This is a genomic window from Parasphingorhabdus sp. (assembly GCF_039968395.1).
Classification (GTDB): domain Bacteria; phylum Pseudomonadota; class Alphaproteobacteria; order Sphingomonadales; family Sphingomonadaceae; genus Parasphingorhabdus.
The window spans coordinates 163,651-184,112 of record NZ_JBDVPV010000001.1 but is presented as its reverse complement, the minus strand read 5'-3'; the positions used below and the strand labels follow the sequence as shown (position 1 = coordinate 184,112).

The window sequence follows — 20,462 nt, the reverse complement described above, 5'->3', positions numbered from 1 at the left end:
AACATGACTTCTGCAAGAACTCATTTTTTTCGTCTCTTTAGATGGGGCCGCACACTAGCTAAACATGGCGCCTTGCGCGATGTTGCGAAGCACAAGGCTACACCTTTGGCAGTCAAACGACTGATCTGGTTCATCGGACTGGGGACGTTTCAACCAAAGGAACCCAATTATTCTGCGGCACTTCAGGCCATCGGCCCGGCGGCAATCAAACTGGGCCAGACCCTTGCCACCCGTCCGGATATTATTGGCGAAGAAGCCGCACGCGATTTGCTCCAGTTGCAGGACAGTCTGCCGCCTGTGGCATTCGACAAAATTCGGGACGAGATAGAAACAAGCCTGGGCCGGCCGATCGATGAACTCTATAGTCATATTGATCCCGAGCCCGTTGGTGCCGCCTCGATTGCACAAGTGCATCGTGCGACAACTGTCGAAGGCAAGGATGTCGCCGTCAAGGTCCTGCGCCCCGGCATCATCAAGAAATTCGGCCAGGATATCGATACCTATGAATGGGCAGCGGCGCATCTCGAGGCGATGGGCGGAGAAGCCAAACGCCTGCGGCCACAGCTTGTGATTGCCAATTTCCGGCGCTGGACCATGCGTGAGCTGGACCTGCGCAGAGAAGCGGCCAGCGCATCGGAACTTGCCGAGCATATGGAAAATGTCGATCAGTATGAAATTCCGGCTATCGACTGGGATCGGACATCCGGCCGTGTGCTGACGCTCGACTGGGTCGACGGCGTCAAGATTTCGAAACGCGATGACCTGATTGCGGCAGGCCATGACCTCGATGATCTGGCCAACCGTCTGGTGCACACATTTCTGCAGCAAGCCATTGCCGCCGGCTATTTTCATGCCGACATGCATCAGGGCAATTTGTTCGTAAAACCCGATGGCACGATCGTCGCCATAGATTTTGGAATCATGGGACGAATCAACCGAAAGGCGCGTTTCTGGCTGGCGGAAATCCTCTATGGCCTGACCACCGGCAATTACAAACGGGTCGCTGAAATCCATTTCGAAGCGCAATATGTGCCGGATCATCACAGCATGGAAGATTTTGCCACCGCCTTGCGCGCTGTCGGCGAGCCGATGCGCGGCAAGCCGGTGAGCGAGCTGTCCGTCGGCGACATGCTGGACGGCCTGTTTGCGATTACCCGCGACTTCGACATGGAAACCCAGCCACATCTGTTGCTGCTGCAAAAAACCATGGTCATGGTCGAAGGTATTGCCACCGACCTGAACCCGGGGATCAACATGTGGGATGCCAGCGGGCCCTATGTGAAAGAATGGATTCGCGGCGAGCTTGGGCCGGAAGCGGCCATTGCCGACCGCATAACCTCTGATGTCGATACGCTGATGATGCTCCCCGATATCGTCCGTCGCCTCGACCAGCAGCTGCCCCGCAAAGGCGGAGCTCCGCCCGCCCTGCCCGTGGCCGATGTCGAACTGATCTGGGATCGCCGCAAGGCGCGCTCCGGCGGAGGTTTTTGGCGCTATATGTTCACCGCCCTGGTCGCCGCGGCGATCGGCGCGAGCGCCGTTTGGTGGTTGGGATAGCATGTGTTAGTCTAGCCGCTGAAAACTCGATGTTTTGGAGGCACAGACATGCGCAATCTTACCTTGCTTACGGCTTTTCTGATGTTGGTATTGCCGGCCATCGGTTTGCCGGCCAACGCACAGGACAAACCATCGCCGACTGCGCAACAATCCGATCTCATGAAAGAATTTGCGGGCAATTGGGAAGCAACCGGAACGTCCTTTGGATTGCCCTCCAAATCAAAAATGACCTGGACAGAAGACCTTGCAGGGAGATTTTATCGCGTCGAATACCGGATCGACATGGAACGCGATGACAAAACGCAAACCTTTCTGGGCCATGGCTATTACCGCAAAGGCGGTACCGACGGATTCTGGGCGGACACAGGTGGAGATTTACACCCAATGGTCACCCGCTATACCGAATATGCGCTCATCACGATCTGGGGCGAAGCAGGCGGAAAACAGGGCCGCTCTCGGTACGAACTCACCAAAGATGGCGGCATTGAAGTCACCGACTGGATTTTACAGGAAACCGGCTGGCGGGAATTTAACCGCACTTTGTTCCAGCGAGCGAACTGAGCGTAACGGAAAGCCTGAGAAAGTCAGCTCAAGATGATACTGTCGCGCCATGCGACCAACTGGATTGCTGGAACTTCTTGTTCTTTGGCGGCAAACCTTACCGCCTTTTCCCTTTTGGGTTTGATCGACTGGTCAGATCTGGCTTCTTTGTTTGGCATAATTCTCCTCGCTCTGGTCTTTGTCGATCTGACTGGCTTGTTTACAATTTTTGGGGATTGGCTGATGACCGAGAACTCCAATGGCGATAAACACCGTGGATTCGTTTTGTGGTTGGTTTCAGGTGCTTTGGTTGGATCCATTTTGCCGCTGGCTATCTCAGCGTTTGTTGACGGTTTCGATCTCAATCAGATTAAATATATAGGTGGCGGAATGATTTCGGGTATTGTCGGTGCTGTCACATTCCGTATGGTCTGGTTTAATCTCGAGCGAAGGTATGGCGAATCTTGGTGAAAAAACATATCCTTCTGATCATCGGCGGCGGTATTGCGGCCTATAAGGCCAGCGAGCTCATCCGGTTGATCAGGAAAGCGGGCATGACCGTGCGCTGTGTGCTGACCGAATCCGGCGCACAGTTTGTGACGCCGATGACATTGGCAGCCTTGTCGGAAAATGAAGTGCACACGACGCTCTGGTCTTTGAAAGACGAAGCCGAGATGGGACATATCCAATTGTCCCGCGAGGCCGATCTGGTCGTCGTCTGTCCCGCAACCGCCAATCTGCTGGCGAAAATGGCGGGCGGGGTTGCGGATGATCTGGCAACCACGCTGCTGCTGGCAACAGATACGCCGGTCATGGCGGTTCCGGCAATGAACGTACGCATGTGGGAGCATGCCGCAACTCAGCGCAACATTGCACAGCTGCGTGAAGATGGCATCATCGTGATGGCGCCGGACGAAGGGGATATGGCTTGCGGGGAATATGGCCCCGGTCGCCTGCCCGAACCTGCCGCGATCATGGCCGGGATATCCGGGCAATTGGGTGAAGCAGTGCCCGCTTCAGCCAGCGACATGTCCGAACTCGGACCCAATCCGCTTGACGGACAACCTGCTTTTGCACCGGACCAGCACCGACCTCTGCATGGCAGGCATGTCCTGGTCACAGCTGGCCCCACTCGCGAACCGATTGATCCGGTCCGGTACATTGCCAATCGCTCCTCCGGTCGGCAGGGCTTTGCCATTGCAGCCGCAGCAGCCGCAGCAGGCGCGAAGGTTACTCTGGTGGCTGGCCCCGTTCATCTGCCAACACCCGCGGGTGTGATGCGGGTCGATGTCGAGACCGCGCTTGAGATGGAAGCCGCGGTTCACGCCGCATTGCCGGCGGATGTCGGGATCATGGTTGCGGCTGTGGCGGACTGGCGGGCGGCGGAAAATGCGGATCAGAAGATCAAGAAAAAGGGAGCCTCTCCCGCACCGCTGAAACTGCTGGAAAATCCCGACATATTGGCGGGACTGAGCACACACGAAAACCGACCGGAATTATTGGTGGGTTTTGCGGCCGAAACGGAAAATATTGTCGAGCACGCGCAAGCCAAGCTGGCCAGAAAAGGGTGCGACTGGATTATTGCCAATGATGTCTCCGGCGATGTCATGGGCGGTGCAGAAAACAGTGTCCACATCATCACGGCGAACAGTGCCGAGATATGGGAACGCCTGCCCAAAGCTGAAGTTGGCAGGCGGCTGGTCGAGAAAATCAGCGACACAATGAACGGGGATATTTGAAATCACTATGTTTGAACCGATTGACATTGCCGTCAAGCGCCTGGCGCATGCCGGTGACCTGCCTCTTCCCTCCTACGAAACCGGCGGTTCTGCGGGCATGGATGTCCGCGCAGCCGAAGCGACAACCATCGCTGCAGGCGACCGCGGTCTGGTCGGAACCGGATTTGCCTTTGCCATTCCCGAAGGCTTTGAGGTCCAGGTTCGACCCAGATCCGGTCTGGCGCTGAAAAAGGGGATATCGGTACTGAATTCTCCCGGTACGATCGACAGCGACTATCGCGGCGAAATCAAGGTGATCCTTGCGAATCTCGGCTCTGAGGAGTTTGTGATCGCACGCGGCGACCGGATTGCGCAGATTGTAGTTGCGCCTGTCCAGCGGGGAAATCTGGTCGAAGTATCGGAACTCGACGACACAAAACGAGGGGCTGGCGGATTCGGATCTACCGGCATATAGTATCGTCCATACATAAAGTGGAGATGTCTGATGTTTGAATTGATACTGGCGACAGCGGCTCTTGCCGCATCTGCAACCGAGACACAGAAAGATCCTGTGATCGAACAATTGTCGAAAGACTTTTATTCACTGGAAATTGGCGAGTTTCGCAAACCCATTCCCTTCCGGAATCGTCATGAGCGCAGTGCCGAACGGGCCGTAAAAAAAGCCAATTGTGATATGTACGCAGAAGTTGGCTGGGTTCACGCGCGTGTAGATTTCGCGATGCAGGTATCTTCGGACGGCCGGATCACCAAAATCATCCCGGTCGACACGGGCTGCCGGGCACTGGAAAATTACGTCATCAATCACCTGCAGGAATATGCCGGCGGCAATGATGTCGTGTTACGGCCCGGAAGCGGCAAATGGTATCGTCAGTCGATGACTTTCAGATGGCCTGAATGACAGAACTGACCGATGCGCAGCTCGACAAATATGCGCGTCACATCGTTCTCAGGGATATTGGCGGAGCCGGGCAGAAAAAGCTGCTCGACGCACATGTCCTGATCATTGGTGCGGGCGGCATCGGCTGCCCCGCCATACAATATCTTTCTGCTGCGGGAACCGGCACGCTGACCATTGTCGACGATGATGTTATTTCCCTGTCCAACCTGCAGCGGCAGATTCTGTTTACCGGTGACGATGTCGGTCAGGCAAAAGTCGAAGTTGCTGCAAATGTCGCGCGGAAAATCAACCCGGATATTGTGGTTAACAAGATAAACCAGAGACTTACCGCGCAGCATTTATCTGACCATGGCGCAGCATTTCTGGATGGTGTTGATGTTATCATTGATGGTTCGGACAACTATCAGACACGCTTGCTGGTGTCGGACATTTCGGTCCGTCACCAGATCCCGTTGGTCTCGGCGGCCATCGGCCAGTTTCAGGGCCAGCTGGGTACGTTCCGCGGCTGGGAAGCGGACAAGCCCTGCTATCGATGCTTTGTCGGAGATGCGCTTGATCCCGATGATTGCGACAATTGCTCCGAGGTCGGCGTACTCGGTGCGATGGTTGGCCTGATGGGCAGCTTCGCAGCGATGGAAGCCATACGCGTGATTGCGGGATTTGGCGACGATACTGCCGGGAAGCTGCAACTGTTCGATGGACTCAAGCCTTCGATGCGCAGCCTCAACTTGCCAAAAGACCCGGCCTGTAGCAGTTGCGGGACCTGACCGCCGCTCCAAACGACTGTCGTCCCAATTGCCTTTCCTGTAGTTCTGGGCAATGATGTCGCCACAGCAGGGGGAGATTTATAATGACATTGCCAGTAACCGGACTAGCCGCTGCCATTTGTGCATTGATGCTGATATTTCTGATGTTCAAGGTTGTAGGCGAGAGACTGCGCACCGAGACTGACTTTGGAAGCAGCGACGATACCAAAATGAAAATGGTGCGTGGCTGTCATTCAAACCTCGCGGAAAACGCACCAATCGCCCTGATCATGCTCGCCATATTGGAACTGGCCAATGCCAATCACTGGGGTCTCACAGCTCTTGCAGGTCTGTTTCTCGTCGCGCGCGTGGTTCATGTCTTTGGCATGTACCAGCATTACGAAGGTAAAACGTTGCGATTTCGGCAGATCGGCGTGGTAGGCACGGTAATGTCCCTGGCCGGAATGGCAGTCTGGATCCTCTATCTGTTCGTCACAAATCATATCTGAACGGAGACTGGCAGGGGCAGTCTAAAGACTGGCACCGTCCACTTTTCGTATCGGCAGATGCTGCCAGTCATCGGGTTCAAACATCCGCATGTTCACTCCCATCCGGTCGGGCGGAGCCGTCAGCGGTGTCCAGTGGGTTGTCGATCCACATTTCGCACAATGCCATACGGTTATCGTCTTGTCTCCCTGCACATAGTCCCTCAGAGCTTCTGGTTTCGCATCAACCTGAACCGAATCGGGGTGCCAGAAGCCGCCAATCCATCCCGTTTTCCGGCAGAGCGAACAATTGCACTGCAGAATTTGAAAGGGCTCTCCCGGGACGGTAATCTGCACAGCACCGCAATGGCAAGAGCCGGTCAGTTCACTCATGTCTTCAACAATCCTTCCACCCAGGCGGGCACCAGTTCGCCGGCCTTGCCCATTTGGCTTTCATTGAAATAGATGCTTCCCTCAGACGGGTCCAGATTCATTTCCAGTGTCCGGGCGCCATAATGGCCTGCGGTGCGGACAAAGCCTGCCGCCGGATAGACGGCTCCGGACGTTCCGATCGACACAAACAGATCACAGCGCGCCAGTGCTGCCTCGATCTTGTCCATATGATAAGGCATCTCGCCAAACCAGACGATGTCCGGACGCAGTCCGCCAAACTCGTCACATCGCGGGCAGGCCGGATCAAAGGCCAGCTTGCCCTCGAACTTCGACCGTTCTCCGCACCGCGAACACCATGCGCTGCGCAATTCGCCGTGCATGTGGACGAGGCGCTCGGATCCCGCGCGATCATGGAGGTCGTCGACATTCTGGGTGACCAGCAGCAATTCACCGGACCATAGCCGGTCGAGTTTCGCCAGCGCCCTGTGCGCTGCATTGGGAGCCACACCTGCCAGTTTCTCCCTGCGTTCGTCATAGAATTTCTGGACAAGATCCGGATCGCGCGCGAAAGCTTCCGGCGTCGCCACGTCTTCCACCCGGTGCCCTTCCCACAAACCATCCGGCCCGCGAAAAGTCGCCACTCCGCTTTCAGCGCTAATTCCTGCACCGGTCAGGATGACAATATTGTTTATTTCGCGCATAACGCTATGCCAGCAGCTTCGGCCCAATAATGCAAGTCGTGGAAACAACATTATGACATCTATCGGAATTATCGGCAGCAAAGGTCGCATGGGCGAAGCGCTGGTCACGGCAATAGCGAGCGCCGGACACACACATGCTGGCGGAGCAGATCAGGGTGATGATATTGCAGCGCTGGTGAACGCCAGCCAAGTGCTGGTCGATTTCTCCTCGCCCGCTGCACTGCAAACCACACTCGATGCCAGCGTCGCGGCGGGCAAGCCCCTGGTCGTGGGGACCACCGGACTGGAAGACACGCATCATGCCGCCATTGACGCAGCGGCCCAATCCATCGCGATCCTGCAAACCGGCAATACCTCGCTTGGCGTCAATATGCTCGCCGCACTGGTTGAACAGGCTGCGAGCAAGCTGGGCGACGACTGGGATATCGAAATTGTCGAAATGCACCACCGCCACAAGGTGGATGCGCCGTCAGGAACGGCAAAGCTGCTGGGCGAAGCCGCAGCAAGGGGCCGCGGCATTGATCTCGCCACCAACAGCGAAAGCGGACGTGATGGTATCACAGGCGCAAGGGCCAAAGGCGCGATAGGATTTGCCGCGCTGAGAGGAGGCTCGGTCGCGGGCGATCACAGCGTGATTCTGGCAACCGATGAAGAACGCATTGAACTCAGCCACCGGGCGGAGAACCGGATGATCTTTGCCAGAGGCGCGGTGAAGGCAGCCGAGTGGTTGGCCGGGCAGAGCGCCGGGCGGTACGGGATGGATGGCCTGCTCGGTCTGAAATAATCGATACCCCATGAAAAAAGACGATATCTTTGAATTCTACTCGCGCCTCGCGGCGGACAATCCGGATCCTGAAACGGAGCTGAATTTCGGCAATACCTATCAGCTGGTGGTCGCGGTCGCCCTGTCTGCACAATCGACCGACATTGGCGTCAACAAGGCAACCAAGGCGCTATTTGCCAAGGTCACAAAGCCGGAGCAGATGGTTGATCTCGGGCTGGATGGCCTCAAAGAGCACATCAAAACAATCGGTCTGTTCAACACCAAGGCGAAGAATGTCATTGCGCTGTCGGAGATGCTGATCGCGGATTTTGGCGGAGAGGTTCCGGCAGATCGGGATGAGCTGGTCAAGCTACCCGGTGTGGGGAGAAAAACCGCCAATGTCGTGATGAACTGCGCATTTGGCGCAGAGACATTTGCGGTGGACACCCATATCTTCCGGGTGGGCAATCGGACCGGACTGGCACCGGGGAAAACGGTGCTGGCGGTAGAAAAGAAGCTGGAGAAGCAGACCCCTTCGCCGTTTCGGGTGGGCGCCCATCACTGGCTGATCCTGCATGGGCGCTACATCTGCAAGGCGCGTAAACCGGAATGCTGGCGCTGCCCGGTCGCCGACCTGTGCCGCTTCAAAAAGAAGACACCCGCACCCTGATGGGCGCGATCAACAAGCCGAAACTGACGTTATTTTCATTCATCCTGCCGACAGCGCGGTTCTGGTATCGGACAAGCTGATGGAGTCGTAATGTTGAGGCCAAGGAGAATTTCCATGCGTATATTTGCTTCCCTGTTAATCGGTTCGGTCTTGGCGGCTGGCGGCGTCGCCTATGCCGGTCAGAAGTCATCCAAAGACGACAAATATGTCATCAAGACCGTTGGCGAACCCGAACGGTGCATCTCTCGATCACAAATCCGCTCCACCAATGTCATCAGTGACAGCATTATCGATTTCAAGATGCGTGGCGGAGATATTTACCGCAACACACTGCCAAACAGATGCAGTGGCTTGGCGTTTGAGGAAGCCTTTTCCTACCGCACGTCGACCAACCAGTTGTGCAGTGTTGATATCATCCGCGTGCTGGATCAAACCGGCGGCGGTATCCAGGAACGCAATGCTTGCGGCCTCGGGACATTTCAGAAAATAGAAAAAACCAAAAAAACCGCTGACGAAAGCTGAACCGGTTTACGCTGCTGATTCGGGTGCAGACGACAGATCAAGAATAGTCTGGCAAAGCACGATATCCGCTGCTAAGCGCTGTCGCCTGACCAGCGTCAATTGATGATTACGCATTGTCAAAGGCACCCGTAGCTCAGCTGGATAGAGCGCTGCCCTCCGAAGGCAGAGGCCAGAGGTTCGAATCCTCTCGGGTGCGCCATTACAATCCATTATGCCCTTGGAATATATATAATATTTATCATGAAGATTGACCTAGCCCCCCCCTGTTAGGCCCCCTACACTTGAGTCGTTGGATTAGACGCTCTATCCAGTAAATCACGAAGCTGGTCGAAACACAGGGGGGGGGGGTGCCTGACCAACGCCCCCGCTATCAATTTATCTATCTCTCAATCGGGAGTACACGCAAGCAAGTGGTCTTACGGAATTTCTAGAGTGCCCCATCCTCGAAAGTTGATGCTTTTGGAAAATTTTTTTGCCCTCAAGAATGCGCTCCAATTTCGAACATTGGTCGCATGCCGTAAAGATCAGGCCCCTTGGCGGCACATCTAAAAAACTAAAAACACTTAACTCACGACAGTAATCGGTTTTTTCATTGAGGTTGCACAAGTCAATTTATTGAATAATCGGGAATTGATGAAATTATTCTAGAATTTTCTGTATGTTCCCTTATCCTTGCACGTAAGCACTATAAATTGTTTCTTGCCACTTATGAAACATGGATTGACTGCTGCACCCAGAAAGTTTTTCGCTTACGAATGAACACACCATGCTATCCGGTCATTGATCTTTTTGCTGGCCCCGGCGGGCTTGGAGAAGGGTTCGCGTGTGTTGGAAACAGTGAAGCACCAGCATTCAAATCGCTCGCCGCAATTGAACGTGATAAATTTGCGCATAAGACACTCCATTTGCGCCATTTTGTACGTGAGTTCGACCGGCGTAAGATTCCTGCAGAATACTATGCATATCTTGCCGGTGAGATCGAACGTGATGAGTTGAGTGCTAAGTTTCCGATGCAGTGGCACTCAGCTGGAGAATCTGCCCTCAAAATTTCTTTAGGCGAGGAAAATCATCACCTCGTTAAGTCGCTCGTTACCAAGAAGTTGCAAGGTAACAAAAAATGGGCTCTTGTCGGCGGCCCCCCTTGCCAAGCTTATTCTCTTGTTGGTCGCTCACGGCGTGCGAATGACCCGGATTTTGAAAATGACGAAAAGCACTTTCTTTACAGAGAATATTTGAAAATCATCACAGATCACAGGCCACCGGTTTTTGTAATGGAAAATGTCAAGGGTCTCTTGTCAGCTAAGATTAATGGTGAGCCGGTCATTGACAAGATTCTAAACGATCTTGCAAATCCTAAGGCTGCCACAAGTACTTCCGAAAATGGCCTAAGGTACCGACTGTATTCACTTACAGAACAAGGTGAGCTTACCGAAGGTGCCTCGAAGGGTGCATTCATTGTTCGAGCGGAAGAGTATGGTGTCCCTCAAGCTCGCCATCGCATGTTCATTTTGGGCGTTCGTTCTGATCTAAATGTTGAGCCCGCAATTCTGCAAAAGCAGGCGTCACCAACCGTGGAAGATGTAATTGGTGATTTGCCAATGATCAGGAGTGGTATTTCGAAGGAGCCCGACAGTTTTGAGGCATGGTCGGAAGTCATTTCTGGTGTCGTGAAACAAAAATGGTTTCGAAACGCGTTTGATGATCGAGGAGAGGACATTCGTATGGCCGCTGGCTCGAACATGATGCCTGCTACCCGTTCATCCGATCTAGTTACAAAACCTCAAACTATGTCTGACTGGTTTTCTGATGAAAGTCTAAACGCTATAACAGGCCATGAAGCGCGCTCGCATATGCGTTCTGATCTTCTGAGATACTTTTTTTCCTCTCTCCACGCTCAAGGCACAAAGGTATCGCCAAAACTTGCAAACTTTCCAAACGAGCTTTTACCAAATCACCGAAACGTTGAAGCAGGCAAAGCAGGTAAGATGTTTTCAGATCGTTTCAGGGTACAGGTGGCGAGTCGTGTTTCGACAACAGTGACGTCTCACATCTCGAAAGACGGTCACTATTTCATTCATTATGATCCAAGGCAATGTCGGAGCCTCACCGTGCGAGAAGCAGCCCGACTTCAGACTTTTCCTGACAATTACCATTTCGAGGGGCCTCGAACTCAGCAGTATCACCAAGTTGGGAACGCCGTACCACCATATCTTGCAAAGCAAATTGGCGCGATAGTCGCTGACGTTCTCGATCAAATGGAGGATTCTTAGGTGGCAGATGTGATGACACCAGCACAAAGAAGCCGGAATATGGCTCTTATCCGAGGAAAGGATACAAAACCCGAACTTCAGTTGCGTTCCTTGTTACATGCTGAAGGTTTCCGTTTTCGGCTCCACCATCCAAATCTTCCTGGACGTCCTGACATTGTCTTGCCGAAGTACAGAACGGTTATTTTTGTGAACGGGTGTTTTTGGCACCGACACAAAGGTTGTCGTTTTGCGGCGACCCCAAAGACCAGGCTCGATTTCTGGAACGAAAAGTTCAAGGCAACAATCACTCGCGATAAAGAAAAGACCGCGCAGTTAACTAACTTAGGCTGGTGTGTCCTGACGGTCTGGGAGTGCGAATTGAAGAATAATGCCTTAGCCATTGTCGAGCGCGTGAAGCGTCAAATTAGGGAGACAACGTGATGCGACAGCATCGGTTGCCTCCAAGTGCCGCGACCCTATCTGCCTCAATGCGTGATCTCGGATATTCGTTGGAGACGGCTGTAGCAGACCTAATTGACAACAGCATCTCTGCGAAGTCTGAGTTCATACAGGTTTTTTGTGATACGGCATCGAGACAACCGACACTCGCAATCATTGATGACGGTCGAGGCATGGACAGCGAAGAAATACTGATCGCGATGCGTCATGGTTCTGTTAATCCCAGGCAGGAGCGTTCAGCTGACGATCTAGGACGGTTTGGACTGGGATTGAAGACAGCTTCTTTCTCCCAATGTCGACAGATGACACTTGTTAGCTCCAAGAAAGGAAAATTTGTTGCTGCCGAGTGGAATCTCGATCTTGTGGACCAAGAAGATGACTGGCTGATCTCAATTCTCGAAGAAGACGAAATCTCAGAATTACCATTTGTGGATCAAATTGTCGGGGATGGAACCTTAGTCCTGTGGCGGAACCTCGACCGCCTTTTCGAAGATGAAACGGGAGGCAAACGTGCTGAGATCGTCAATGAAAAGCTTGACATTTTGGAAAAGCATCTTGCTTTAGTTTTCCACAGATATCTGTCGGGAGATGTCAGAGGATGGAAGAAAATATCGATAGCTGTCAATGGCCACAATGTGGAGCCGTTTGATCCTTTCTGCCGAAGGAATCCAGCGACACAGGTTTTGCCAGAAGAAATTGTCAGAATTGATCGTACCGAAGTTCGACTGCAGCCTTACATTCTGCCTCATCACAGTAAGCTGACCGCCAAAGAGTATGACTATTACCAAAACCGGAGTGACTTTCTTTCAAACCAAGGAGCTTACGTTTACCGGAATGGACGTCTTATGGCATGGGGAGACTGGTTCCGGCTCGTGCCAAAGGGTGAGGCGACCAAGCTCGCACGGGTACAGATCGATTTCCCGAATAGCCTAGATGAGAGGTGGACCATCGACATAAAGAAGTCGCGTGCGCGCCCGCCCCATCCGGTTCGTGAGCGACTAAGGCAAATAATTACGCGTATCACTGGGCGCAGTACCACCGTTCATAGAGGACGAGGAAAGCGGCTCTTTGAAGAGACCAGCGCACCGCTTTGGGAACGGTACGCAGAAAAAGGTACAATCAGATACTCACTAAACTCGGAACACCCCCTGATTCTCTCTTTATCCGCCAGTCTCGACACAGATGGACGAAAGGCAGTTGAAACTCTGATCGATGCAGTTGCATCATCACTACCCGTGGAGATGATTTACTCAGACTTCTCTACCAATCCTAAAGACATAGATCAGTCTCAATTAAAGGTGGAAGATATTTTGGAGAGACTTTCTATACTAAAGAAAATAATGTTTGCAGAAAGTATTTTTAACTCCGATGACTTTAGAGATGTAGTAAAATCAACAAGAATGTTCCACGAAAACAAGGACGTTGTTGAAAACTTTATAGCAAGGGAGCTTGAATGACGTTGAACCCATTCCAAGAACAGAAGGATTTCGCTGCTTCGCTTATTTCGAGCCTCGCTGTCAGAGGGGGAACTCCAACAAAGGAGGAGATCAAAGAATTTGCAGAAAGTCTGGCAAATCTGAGTGGATACAAGGGAGACCTCAATCCGATAGTCAACGAAGCCATGATCGCAATTGATACCCGAATGGGAGCTGGGACATCGTTGGTTGATGTTGAGGCACAGCATGACGATGAATGGGTTTTCAAGCGGGACGACATCGAGGAGTGGACATATGCGGACGCTTACGAGAAATACCTGAAGTCCGAAGGGTGGCACCCCAATGTCGTAAACTCGCTGAGTGATGTTGCTGCCAAGATCCTGGGACATTTGCAGGACCCCAAGAGTGAGGGCTCTTGGGATCGTCGTGGCCTCGTTATTGGCCATGTCCAGTCTGGTAAGACAGCCAACTATATGGGCGTGATTGCAAGGGCAGCTGATGCTGGGTACAAGTTCATCATTGTTATCGCCGGGATTCACAACAATCTCAGGAAGCAAACCCAAGAACGTATTGACGAAGGGTTTATTGGCCTATCAAGCGACCCGGATAACCGTATCAAAGTTGGAGTTGGTCTAACTGGGGATTACTCGCGCCCCGTCACTTTGACGACGATAAACGATGACTTTAACAAAAACACTGCAAATCAGAGCGGTTGGCAAATAAATGATTTCACGAAACCCATTGTAATTGTCATCAAGAAGAACGTGCATACTTTGGCTGCACTGCATAAGTGGTTGAAGGAAATGAATGCACAGGGCGACGGGAAAATCTCAGATGTCCCCGTGTTGATGATTGATGACGAAGCCGACAACGCTTCCATCAATACAAATAAGCCGGAAATCGATCCAACACGCACTAACTCTATGATCCGCGGAATTTTAGGGCTTTTTGCGAAGTCGTGCTACGTTGGATACACCGCAACACCGTTTGCAAACATCTTCATCAATCCAGAGGCATATGATGAAGAAGTGTATGATGAACTATTCCCTCGTGATTTCATCTACAGCCTCGATGCCCCAAACACCTACGTTGGTCCTGACGTCGTATTTCTGGAAGAGGCACGTAGTACAGAGATTGTTGAACCAATAGTCGATTGTGAAGATTATCTTCCCTTCTCTCATAAGAAGGATCACGATGTATTTGAACTTCCACCCAGCCTTTACCGTGCCATCAATCAGTTCATCGTCGCAAGAGCCATCCGTAATCTGCGGGGGCAATCGAACAAACATTGCTCTATGATGGTAAACGTCTCGCGTTTTGTCGATGTTCAGAAACTGGTTCGGGACTTTATTAGTATCTATGAAAAGAAGCTGCGTGAGGCCGTTAAAGCCAATTACGCTATGCCCGAGAAAATATCCGAAAAGAATACTTACATGCAAGCGCTAAAGCTGAGTTTCGCTGATGATTTTGGAGATTGCGGATTCGAATGGCAAGAGGTGAAATCCGCTCTCTTCAGTGTATTCGATAACCTTCGTTTATTCGTTGTGAATAGTAAGTCCGACGAGGCCTTAGACTACAAGAAATATGAAAAGAGCGGCGACGGCCTGACGGCAATTGCAGTCGGTGGACTGAGTCTGTCCCGTGGTCTGACGATTGAAGGTCTCTGCGTGAGTTACATGTATCGGAATACTCGCATGTATGACACGCTAATGCAGATGGGCCGCTGGTTCGGATACCGTCCCGGATACGAAGACGTTTGTAAAGTTCACCTGTCTCCTGATTCTATTGACTGGTATGCCCATATTGCTGAAGCGTCTGAAGAATTGCGTCAGCAGATCAAGCGAATGAGACGCGACGGGCTGAGTCCAAAACAGTTTGGTCTTTATGTTAAGGCACACCCGGATAGTCTTCTGATAACCGCTGCCAATAAGATGCGAAGTGGTGAGATGATAACCATGAAACAGAACTTCAGTTTGAAACAGCTGGAAAGTTATCGATTGCCTTCAGACTGCGAGGTCAACATCCAGAATGAAAAGCTGATTGCCCAGTATTGGGAAAATGGTTTTGGCGGAAAGGTTATCCAAAACTCAGGCAAGGGTTGGTTTGTTGAAGATGTGCTTTTTGAAACCATCGAAGAGTTTCTGACCAAGTTTCAGGCGCACCCGGGTTATGCGGTCCAAAAAAGTGCAGCATTGGACTATCTTCATGAGATTTCGGGGGACCATCCGATTGGGGATGTTCTGTTGATTTCCATTAGCGAAAATGGCGAAGACGCGGAAAAATTCCGTCTCGGATTTCAAGAACGTAAGAGCCGAAGACAGGATAACGGATGGCTTACAGCCGGTTATCGCGTGGCAAGCCGAGGAGATGAGAAGTTAGGGCTCAAAGACCCACAGCGTGACAATGCAATCGCTATTGCTGCAGACCAGGGAGCAAAGGCCCCGTCCGATACACATTACCGTGAGATCAGAAACAAGCCACTGCTCATGCTCCATCTCATGAAACTTATTGGTAAGGATGAGACTCAAGAACGAGTTCCCGCATTTGGGATCAGTTTCCCAGGCGGGGACTACGATAAATCTGTCAACGTAGTAGCGAATTCGGTTTGGCTTGAACAAATGCTGGGAAGTGAAGTCGATAATCCAGATGAGGAGGACGATTTTGACCAATACTGAAAACCCGTGGCAGATTATTGGAGTACCCGCGTCTGACTACAATGTGCGGCGAGTTGCCGATGCCGGGATCGTACCACTTTACTGGGGTAGGGATTCCGCCGGACATTGCCTTTTTGTGGTAGAACTCGATGGCGATCACACCGCCCAGTTCAAGACTGACGGAACGTCAGTTCACGGTATCGATGTGGATCTTAGAACGTTCGGCTCCGGCGCGGAACAAGGCCTGGTTCTGACTTTGGAAAAGCAAGTCGATAGTGACTTGTTTCAGGGTCTTTGTGAAACAATGATATCGAGTCTCAAGATTGTTCAAGATTCTTCGACGGGTCTGGCCGTGGCACTTGCTCATCTCAAGCGCTGGAAGACCTTTCTAGCCGGTAAAAAGAGTCGACTATTGAGCCCGGAAGAGATCCGTGGGCTGTTTGGCGAACTACTCTTTTTGAGATCTCTTTATCAGACTCACCTCGATCAGAATTCAGCGATTTCTGCCTGGGGCGGTCCAGAAGGTGCACACCAAGACTTTATCTTCCATAACACCGCTGTCGAGATCAAAGTTATATCCGGTAAGGAGCGAAGCACGGTAAGGATTTCGTCTGAAGATCAGCTCGAAGCATTGTGCGACAATCTTTACCTTCTGATTTATCGGCTGAGTGATCTACCAAATTCTGACCATGCGCTTTCTTTGAATGGCCTAGTCCGAGAAATAGAAGCTGAGCTTAATAACGCTGAAGCATTGGAGAGCTTTTTTCAGCGGCTTGCCGCTTACGGGTATGTCGAGATGGCTGAGTATGACAAGCCACAGTTTGTGGTGATGAATCGATGCGCATATCGCGTCAATGGCCAGTTTCCTCGTCTCGTGCGATCTGGGTTGCCTGAAGGAATTGTCCGTTTGAGTTACGAACTTCAATTGGAGAATATTAAAGCATTTGAATGTGACCCCGATGAAATAGGGGAGGCATAGTTGGAGCAAACCACACAGGAGTTCTTTCACGATTTCAGACAGGAACTGATGGCAGGAGCTGAAGCGAACAGTGCTTTTCAGCTTACCGAATTTATGGAAGCTTTCGCCGAAGAGCTTATGGAAACAGGATTCATTGATGGCTTCGAGTTCTGTCACTATCGAACACCACGTGGTGTCCGTGTAGATGGATACTGGTTTAACGATGAAGGTGGATTGGACTTGTTCATTGCCGATTTTGAAAGTCGACTTGAACTCGCATCACTTACTCAGACTGAAGTCAATGCTCTTTTTAAGAGATTGCTGAACTTCTTCGAAGCTAGTTGCAAAAAACAGTTGTACAGGGATTTGGAAGAAACGTCTCCAGAATATGGACTTTCAAGAGATATCGCTGATAGGAAAGCTACTACCAATAAGGTAAATTTCTACATTCTCTCTGAACGTGTCCTCAGTGACCGACTACAAGCAATTGAAAATAAAGAGATTGACGGCATTGCGGCGTCCTATCATGTCTGGGACGTTTCTCGACTCCAACGGCAACGAAGCTCAAAAGGGCATAAAGAAGCACTAGACATCAATTTCGTGGAATCCTTCGGTGCAGGGTTACCATGTCTTCCCGCTCACGTAGGTTCAGCTTCGTATCAATCCTATTTGATAGTTATTCCCGGTGAAATGCTCGCATCACTCTATGGGCGCTACGGCTCGCGGCTTCTTGAGCAGAATGTTCGGTCCTTTCTCCAAGCGCGTGGTAAAGTAAACAAAGGTATTCGGGCAACAATTCTCAATGAGCCGGATATGTTCTTCGCTTACAACAATGGTATAACTGCGACAGCGCTGACTGTAGAAACAGAGAACGGCGATAGTGGGCTTGAGATCACCCGGCTGGTCGACTTACAGATTGTAAATGGTGGTCAGACCACGGCGTCACTCTTCCATACTCAACGGAAGGACAAGGCCTCTCTTGAGGGCGTCTTTGTTCAAATGAAGTTATCCGTGATTCCCAGTGAAGCTGGCGAAGCGGTTGTCCCAAAAATTTCGGAGTACGCTAATACTCAGAATCGTGTGAATGCCGCCGACTTCTTTTCAAATCATCCTTTCCACATTCGAATTGAGGAATTCTCGCGGAGATTGTGGGCACCCGCAAAGCAGGGTGCACAGCGAGAAACGAAGTGGTTCTATGAACGTGCTCGAGGCCAATATGCCGATGCGCAATCGAAGCTAACCCAAGGAGAAAAGAGACGCTTCCAAGCAGAGTATCCGAAGCCACAGATGTTTACGAAGACAGACCTCGCCAAGTTTGAGAACGTGTGGGATGAACACCCAAGATGGGTGAACCTTGGGGCGCAAAAGAATTTTGCCCGCTACGCTGCTCGGCTCGGTAAGGAATGGTCTAAATCTCCGGATAAGATCAACGAGTATTATTACAAGCGGGTTATTGCCAGAGGCATTGTTTTCCGCCTAGTAGAGAAGCTCGTATCGGCACAGTCCTGGTACAATGGTGGTTATCGGGCAAATATCGTCGCATATGCAATTGCAGTGATCAACGAATGTTGTCAGCGTACAAAAATGAGCTTGGACTACACATCAATTTGGGACACTCAAACTTTGCCAGATGCTCTGAAAGATGCGCTTACACTCGCTGCGAAATTCGTCAATGACGATATCGCCAATCCCCCGCTGGGAATTTCGAACATCTCTGAATGGTGTAAAAAGGAGGGCTGTTGGCTAAGGCTGCTCCACGGTATCCAAGAGTTCCAGACTGGCCTTGATCAAGCCTTTTGGTCGAGCCTCATTTCCGAGGAAGTTTTGACTGCTCAAGTCAAGTCAGCCAAAAAGACGCAAAAGATCGATAACGGAATAAATGCACAGAAAAGAGTCTTCGAGCTTCCGGCCGAAAAATGGTCGGAAGTGAAGAAACTGGGTGAGCAAAAGAACCTCTTCCAACCGAAAGAACTCAGTGTGCTCAGTATCGCAGAACAGATTCCCAAAAAAATTCCGTCAGAGAAGCAGTGTGTAGTTCTGCTACAAGTACTGCAAAAAGCTGAATTGGAAGGGATTCTAGCCTAAATGGCGGTGATGCAATTTGGTGTATTTGCGGAATTAAGGGCGACTGATGGCAAGTTTTTTACAGACAGCTATGACGGACTGAACAGACAAAAGGTTACTCGCGAGCAGGGCTCAACCGGAATCAGCTCACGGTTTTACACGTCAAAAGGCGAATTTTATTATAACTGGCGCATATCCGGTACGGCGCAGACACTGGGTTTTGACAATGTCGGGCGGCTGACGAGCTCAAATATCAATATTTCGGGCACTGCCGACGACAACATATTTGGCTTCACCTATTCCCCTGCCAGCCAGATCAAGACCCGCACCACCAGCAACAACCAATATGCCAATACCGCTCACTTCAACGTCTCGAAAGACTATGAAGCCAATGGATTGAACCAATATGTCGAAGCAGGCTCTGCAGCGTTCCTGCACGATGCCAATGGAAATCTCATCACCGATGGTTCTGTTACGTTCACCTATGACGTTGAAAACCGCCTCACGGGCGCGAGCGGGACGAAGACCGCGCAACTGATCTACGACCCGTTGGGGAGGCTTTATGAGGTCAATAATGGCAGCGGCGGAGGCATTTCGACGTTCCTGTACGATGGTGATGCGCTGGTCGCTGAATATAACACATCCGGCACGGTCACCGCGCGCTATGTTCATGGCAATGGCGTAGACCAGCCGCTGGTCTGGTATGATGGCAGCGCGGTAAACAGCACCACCCGCCGCCATTTGTTCGCCAACTGGCAGGGCAGCATTTCTGCGATCACCGACAGCAGCGGCAATGCGCTCCAGGTCAATGCCTATGATGCATATGGTATTCCCAATGACACCAACCTCGGGCGGTTCCAGTATACCGGCCAGATCATCATCCCGGAACTGGGCATCTATCACTACAAGGCGCGGGCTTATTCGCCCTATCTGGGAAGGTTCCTGCAGACTGATCCGATTGGCTATGATGATCAGTTTAATCTCTATGCTTATGTGGGGAATGATCCGATGAATTTCCTAGATCCCAAAGGCCTTTATACTTGCAAAGGATCGAAAGATGAATGCGCTGCGGTTTCCGGCATGGTTAGACTGATCGCAAAAGCTGCCAACTCTAAGGACTTGTCGAAAATCCAGCGTAAACAATTACGCAATGCGGTACGTATGTTGGGCAAACCTGGGCAAAAAGGAGTTGCCATCCAATCCGGTGAATTGTCGGGTGCGACAATGAGTGCAAAACAAGAAGGATTAAATAGAGGCACAATCACAATAGATTGGGCCGAACTTGCTTCAAATTCCCGTAGCGTGGAAAAGATGAATGGCATAGGATATGGCGATGCTGTTCTAGCTAAAGGAGCTTCAGCGTTGGCACATGAAGCAGATCACATTTGGTGGGGGCCGATCAAACGTGGTACAGCTCCTCGTTTAAAAGCAGAAATAAGTGGCTATCGAGTTGAAGCACTTACACTAAGAGGTCTCGGAGTGAGTTCACCCAGTAGTTGGGAAGCGGGAATAAGTACCGAGGCACTTGAGGGGCGTGTCGAAGCTGGAGCAATCAGGTCCTGCGGAAACTCGAAGGGAAATACCGAAGCTTTTTGTCGCGGGGTTCTTGGGACAATGAGGAGATAAAA

General features: G+C 51.4%; 20 protein-coding genes and 1 tRNA gene. 19 read left to right on the top strand and 2 right to left on the bottom strand.

Features of this window, described 5'->3' with window-relative positions; all coding sequences use genetic code 11:
• Positions 1-3 precede the first annotated feature (3 nt).
• The 8 genes from ubiB to ABJI30_RS00835 all read left to right on the top strand — a co-directional run bounded on the left by ubiB (position 4) and on the right by ABJI30_RS00835 (position 5,989).
• Positions 4-1,557 carry a 2-polyprenylphenol 6-hydroxylase gene (ubiB, locus tag ABJI30_RS00870; protein WP_348015009.1) on the top strand — a complete coding sequence of 518 codons (1,554 nt, stop codon included), beginning with the start codon at positions 4-6 and terminating at the stop codon, positions 1,555-1,557.
• Positions 1,558-1,605: 48 nt separating this feature from the next.
• Positions 1,606-2,118: a hypothetical protein gene (locus tag ABJI30_RS00865; protein ID WP_348015008.1), complete on the top strand. Its 513-nt coding sequence runs from the start codon at positions 1,606-1,608 to the stop codon at positions 2,116-2,118.
• Between the two features lie 33 nt (positions 2,119-2,151).
• The gene (locus ABJI30_RS00860) at positions 2,152-2,568 is read left to right on the top strand and encodes a hypothetical protein (protein ID WP_348015007.1); all 417 of its coding nucleotides are present in this window, start codon (positions 2,152-2,154) and stop codon (positions 2,566-2,568) included.
• Complete coding sequence (locus tag ABJI30_RS00855; protein WP_348015006.1) at positions 2,562-3,836, top strand: bifunctional phosphopantothenoylcysteine decarboxylase/phosphopantothenate synthase; 1,275 nt, start codon at positions 2,562-2,564, stop codon at positions 3,834-3,836. The genes ABJI30_RS00860 and ABJI30_RS00855 overlap by 7 nt, the downstream gene beginning before the upstream one ends.
• Before the next feature lie 7 nt (positions 3,837-3,843).
• Positions 3,844-4,290, top strand: a complete 447-nt coding sequence (dut, locus tag ABJI30_RS00850; protein WP_348015005.1) for a dUTP diphosphatase — start codon at positions 3,844-3,846, stop codon at positions 4,288-4,290.
• Positions 4,291-4,320: 30 nt separating this feature from the next.
• Positions 4,321-4,734, top strand: a complete 414-nt coding sequence (locus ABJI30_RS00845; protein ID WP_348015004.1) for a hypothetical protein — start codon at positions 4,321-4,323, stop codon at positions 4,732-4,734.
• Entirely contained in the window at positions 4,731-5,501 is a 771-nt protein-coding gene (locus ABJI30_RS00840) for a HesA/MoeB/ThiF family protein (RefSeq protein ID WP_348015003.1), read from the top strand. The genes ABJI30_RS00845 and ABJI30_RS00840 overlap by 4 nt, the downstream gene beginning before the upstream one ends.
• An 83-nt stretch (positions 5,502-5,584) precedes the next feature.
• A complete protein-coding gene (locus ABJI30_RS00835; RefSeq protein ID WP_348015002.1) occupies positions 5,585-5,989 on the top strand; it encodes an MAPEG family protein in 405 nt (134 codons plus the stop codon).
• 21 nt (positions 5,990-6,010) lie between these two features.
• On the opposite strand, the gene ABJI30_RS00830 is transcribed toward ABJI30_RS00835, so the two are convergent.
• Both ABJI30_RS00830 and ABJI30_RS00825 read right to left on the bottom strand, forming a co-directional pair.
• Positions 6,011-6,358 carry a GFA family protein gene (locus ABJI30_RS00830; RefSeq protein ID WP_348015001.1) on the bottom strand — a complete coding sequence of 116 codons (348 nt, stop codon included), beginning with the start codon at positions 6,356-6,358 and terminating at the stop codon, positions 6,011-6,013.
• Entirely contained in the window at positions 6,355-7,059 is a 705-nt protein-coding gene (locus ABJI30_RS00825) for an NAD-dependent deacylase (protein ID WP_348015000.1), read from the bottom strand. Before ABJI30_RS00825 ends, ABJI30_RS00830 begins: the two co-directional genes overlap by 4 nt.
• A 52-nt stretch (positions 7,060-7,111) precedes the next feature.
• Between ABJI30_RS00825 and dapB the strand changes: the two genes are divergently transcribed.
• The 11 genes from dapB to ABJI30_RS00770 all read left to right on the top strand — a co-directional run bounded on the left by dapB (position 7,112) and on the right by ABJI30_RS00770 (position 20,460).
• Positions 7,112-7,843 carry a 4-hydroxy-tetrahydrodipicolinate reductase gene (gene dapB / locus ABJI30_RS00820; protein WP_348014999.1) on the top strand — a complete coding sequence of 244 codons (732 nt, stop codon included), beginning with the start codon at positions 7,112-7,114 and terminating at the stop codon, positions 7,841-7,843.
• Positions 7,844-7,853: 10 nt separating this feature from the next.
• On the top strand, positions 7,854-8,492 hold the full coding sequence (nth, locus tag ABJI30_RS00815; RefSeq protein WP_348014998.1) for an endonuclease III: 639 nt from the start codon (positions 7,854-7,856) through the stop codon (positions 8,490-8,492).
• 114 nt (positions 8,493-8,606) lie between these two features.
• The gene (locus ABJI30_RS00810) at positions 8,607-9,014 is read left to right on the top strand and encodes a hypothetical protein (RefSeq protein ID WP_348014997.1); all 408 of its coding nucleotides are present in this window, start codon (positions 8,607-8,609) and stop codon (positions 9,012-9,014) included.
• Between the two features lie 122 nt (positions 9,015-9,136).
• Positions 9,137-9,213, top strand: a tRNA-Arg gene (locus tag ABJI30_RS00805).
• A gap of 493 nt (positions 9,214-9,706) precedes the next feature.
• Entirely contained in the window at positions 9,707-11,284 is a 1,578-nt protein-coding gene (locus ABJI30_RS00800) for a DNA cytosine methyltransferase (protein ID WP_348025378.1), read from the top strand.
• Positions 11,285-11,704 (top strand): very short patch repair endonuclease, encoded by a 420-nt coding sequence (locus tag ABJI30_RS00795; protein WP_348014995.1) that lies wholly within the window; start codon positions 11,285-11,287, stop codon positions 11,702-11,704.
• Positions 11,704-13,179: an ATP-binding protein gene (locus tag ABJI30_RS00790; RefSeq protein ID WP_348025387.1), complete on the top strand. Its 1,476-nt coding sequence runs from the start codon at positions 11,704-11,706 to the stop codon at positions 13,177-13,179. The genes ABJI30_RS00795 and ABJI30_RS00790 overlap by 1 nt, the downstream gene beginning before the upstream one ends.
• Positions 13,176-15,833, top strand: coding sequence for a Z1 domain-containing protein (locus ABJI30_RS00785; protein WP_348014993.1), 2,658 nt, complete (start codon positions 13,176-13,178; stop codon positions 15,831-15,833). The genes ABJI30_RS00790 and ABJI30_RS00785 overlap by 4 nt, the downstream gene beginning before the upstream one ends.
• Positions 15,820-16,791, top strand: a complete 972-nt coding sequence (locus ABJI30_RS00780; protein WP_348014992.1) for a PD-(D/E)XK motif protein — start codon at positions 15,820-15,822, stop codon at positions 16,789-16,791. Before ABJI30_RS00785 ends, ABJI30_RS00780 begins: the two co-directional genes overlap by 14 nt.
• Positions 16,792-18,855, top strand: a complete 2,064-nt coding sequence (locus ABJI30_RS00775; RefSeq protein WP_348014991.1) for an AIPR family protein — start codon at positions 16,792-16,794, stop codon at positions 18,853-18,855.
• Positions 18,856-20,460 carry an RHS repeat-associated core domain-containing protein gene (locus ABJI30_RS00770; RefSeq protein WP_348014990.1) on the top strand — a complete coding sequence of 535 codons (1,605 nt, stop codon included), beginning with the start codon at positions 18,856-18,858 and terminating at the stop codon, positions 20,458-20,460.
• Positions 20,461-20,462: the final 2 nt, after the last annotated feature.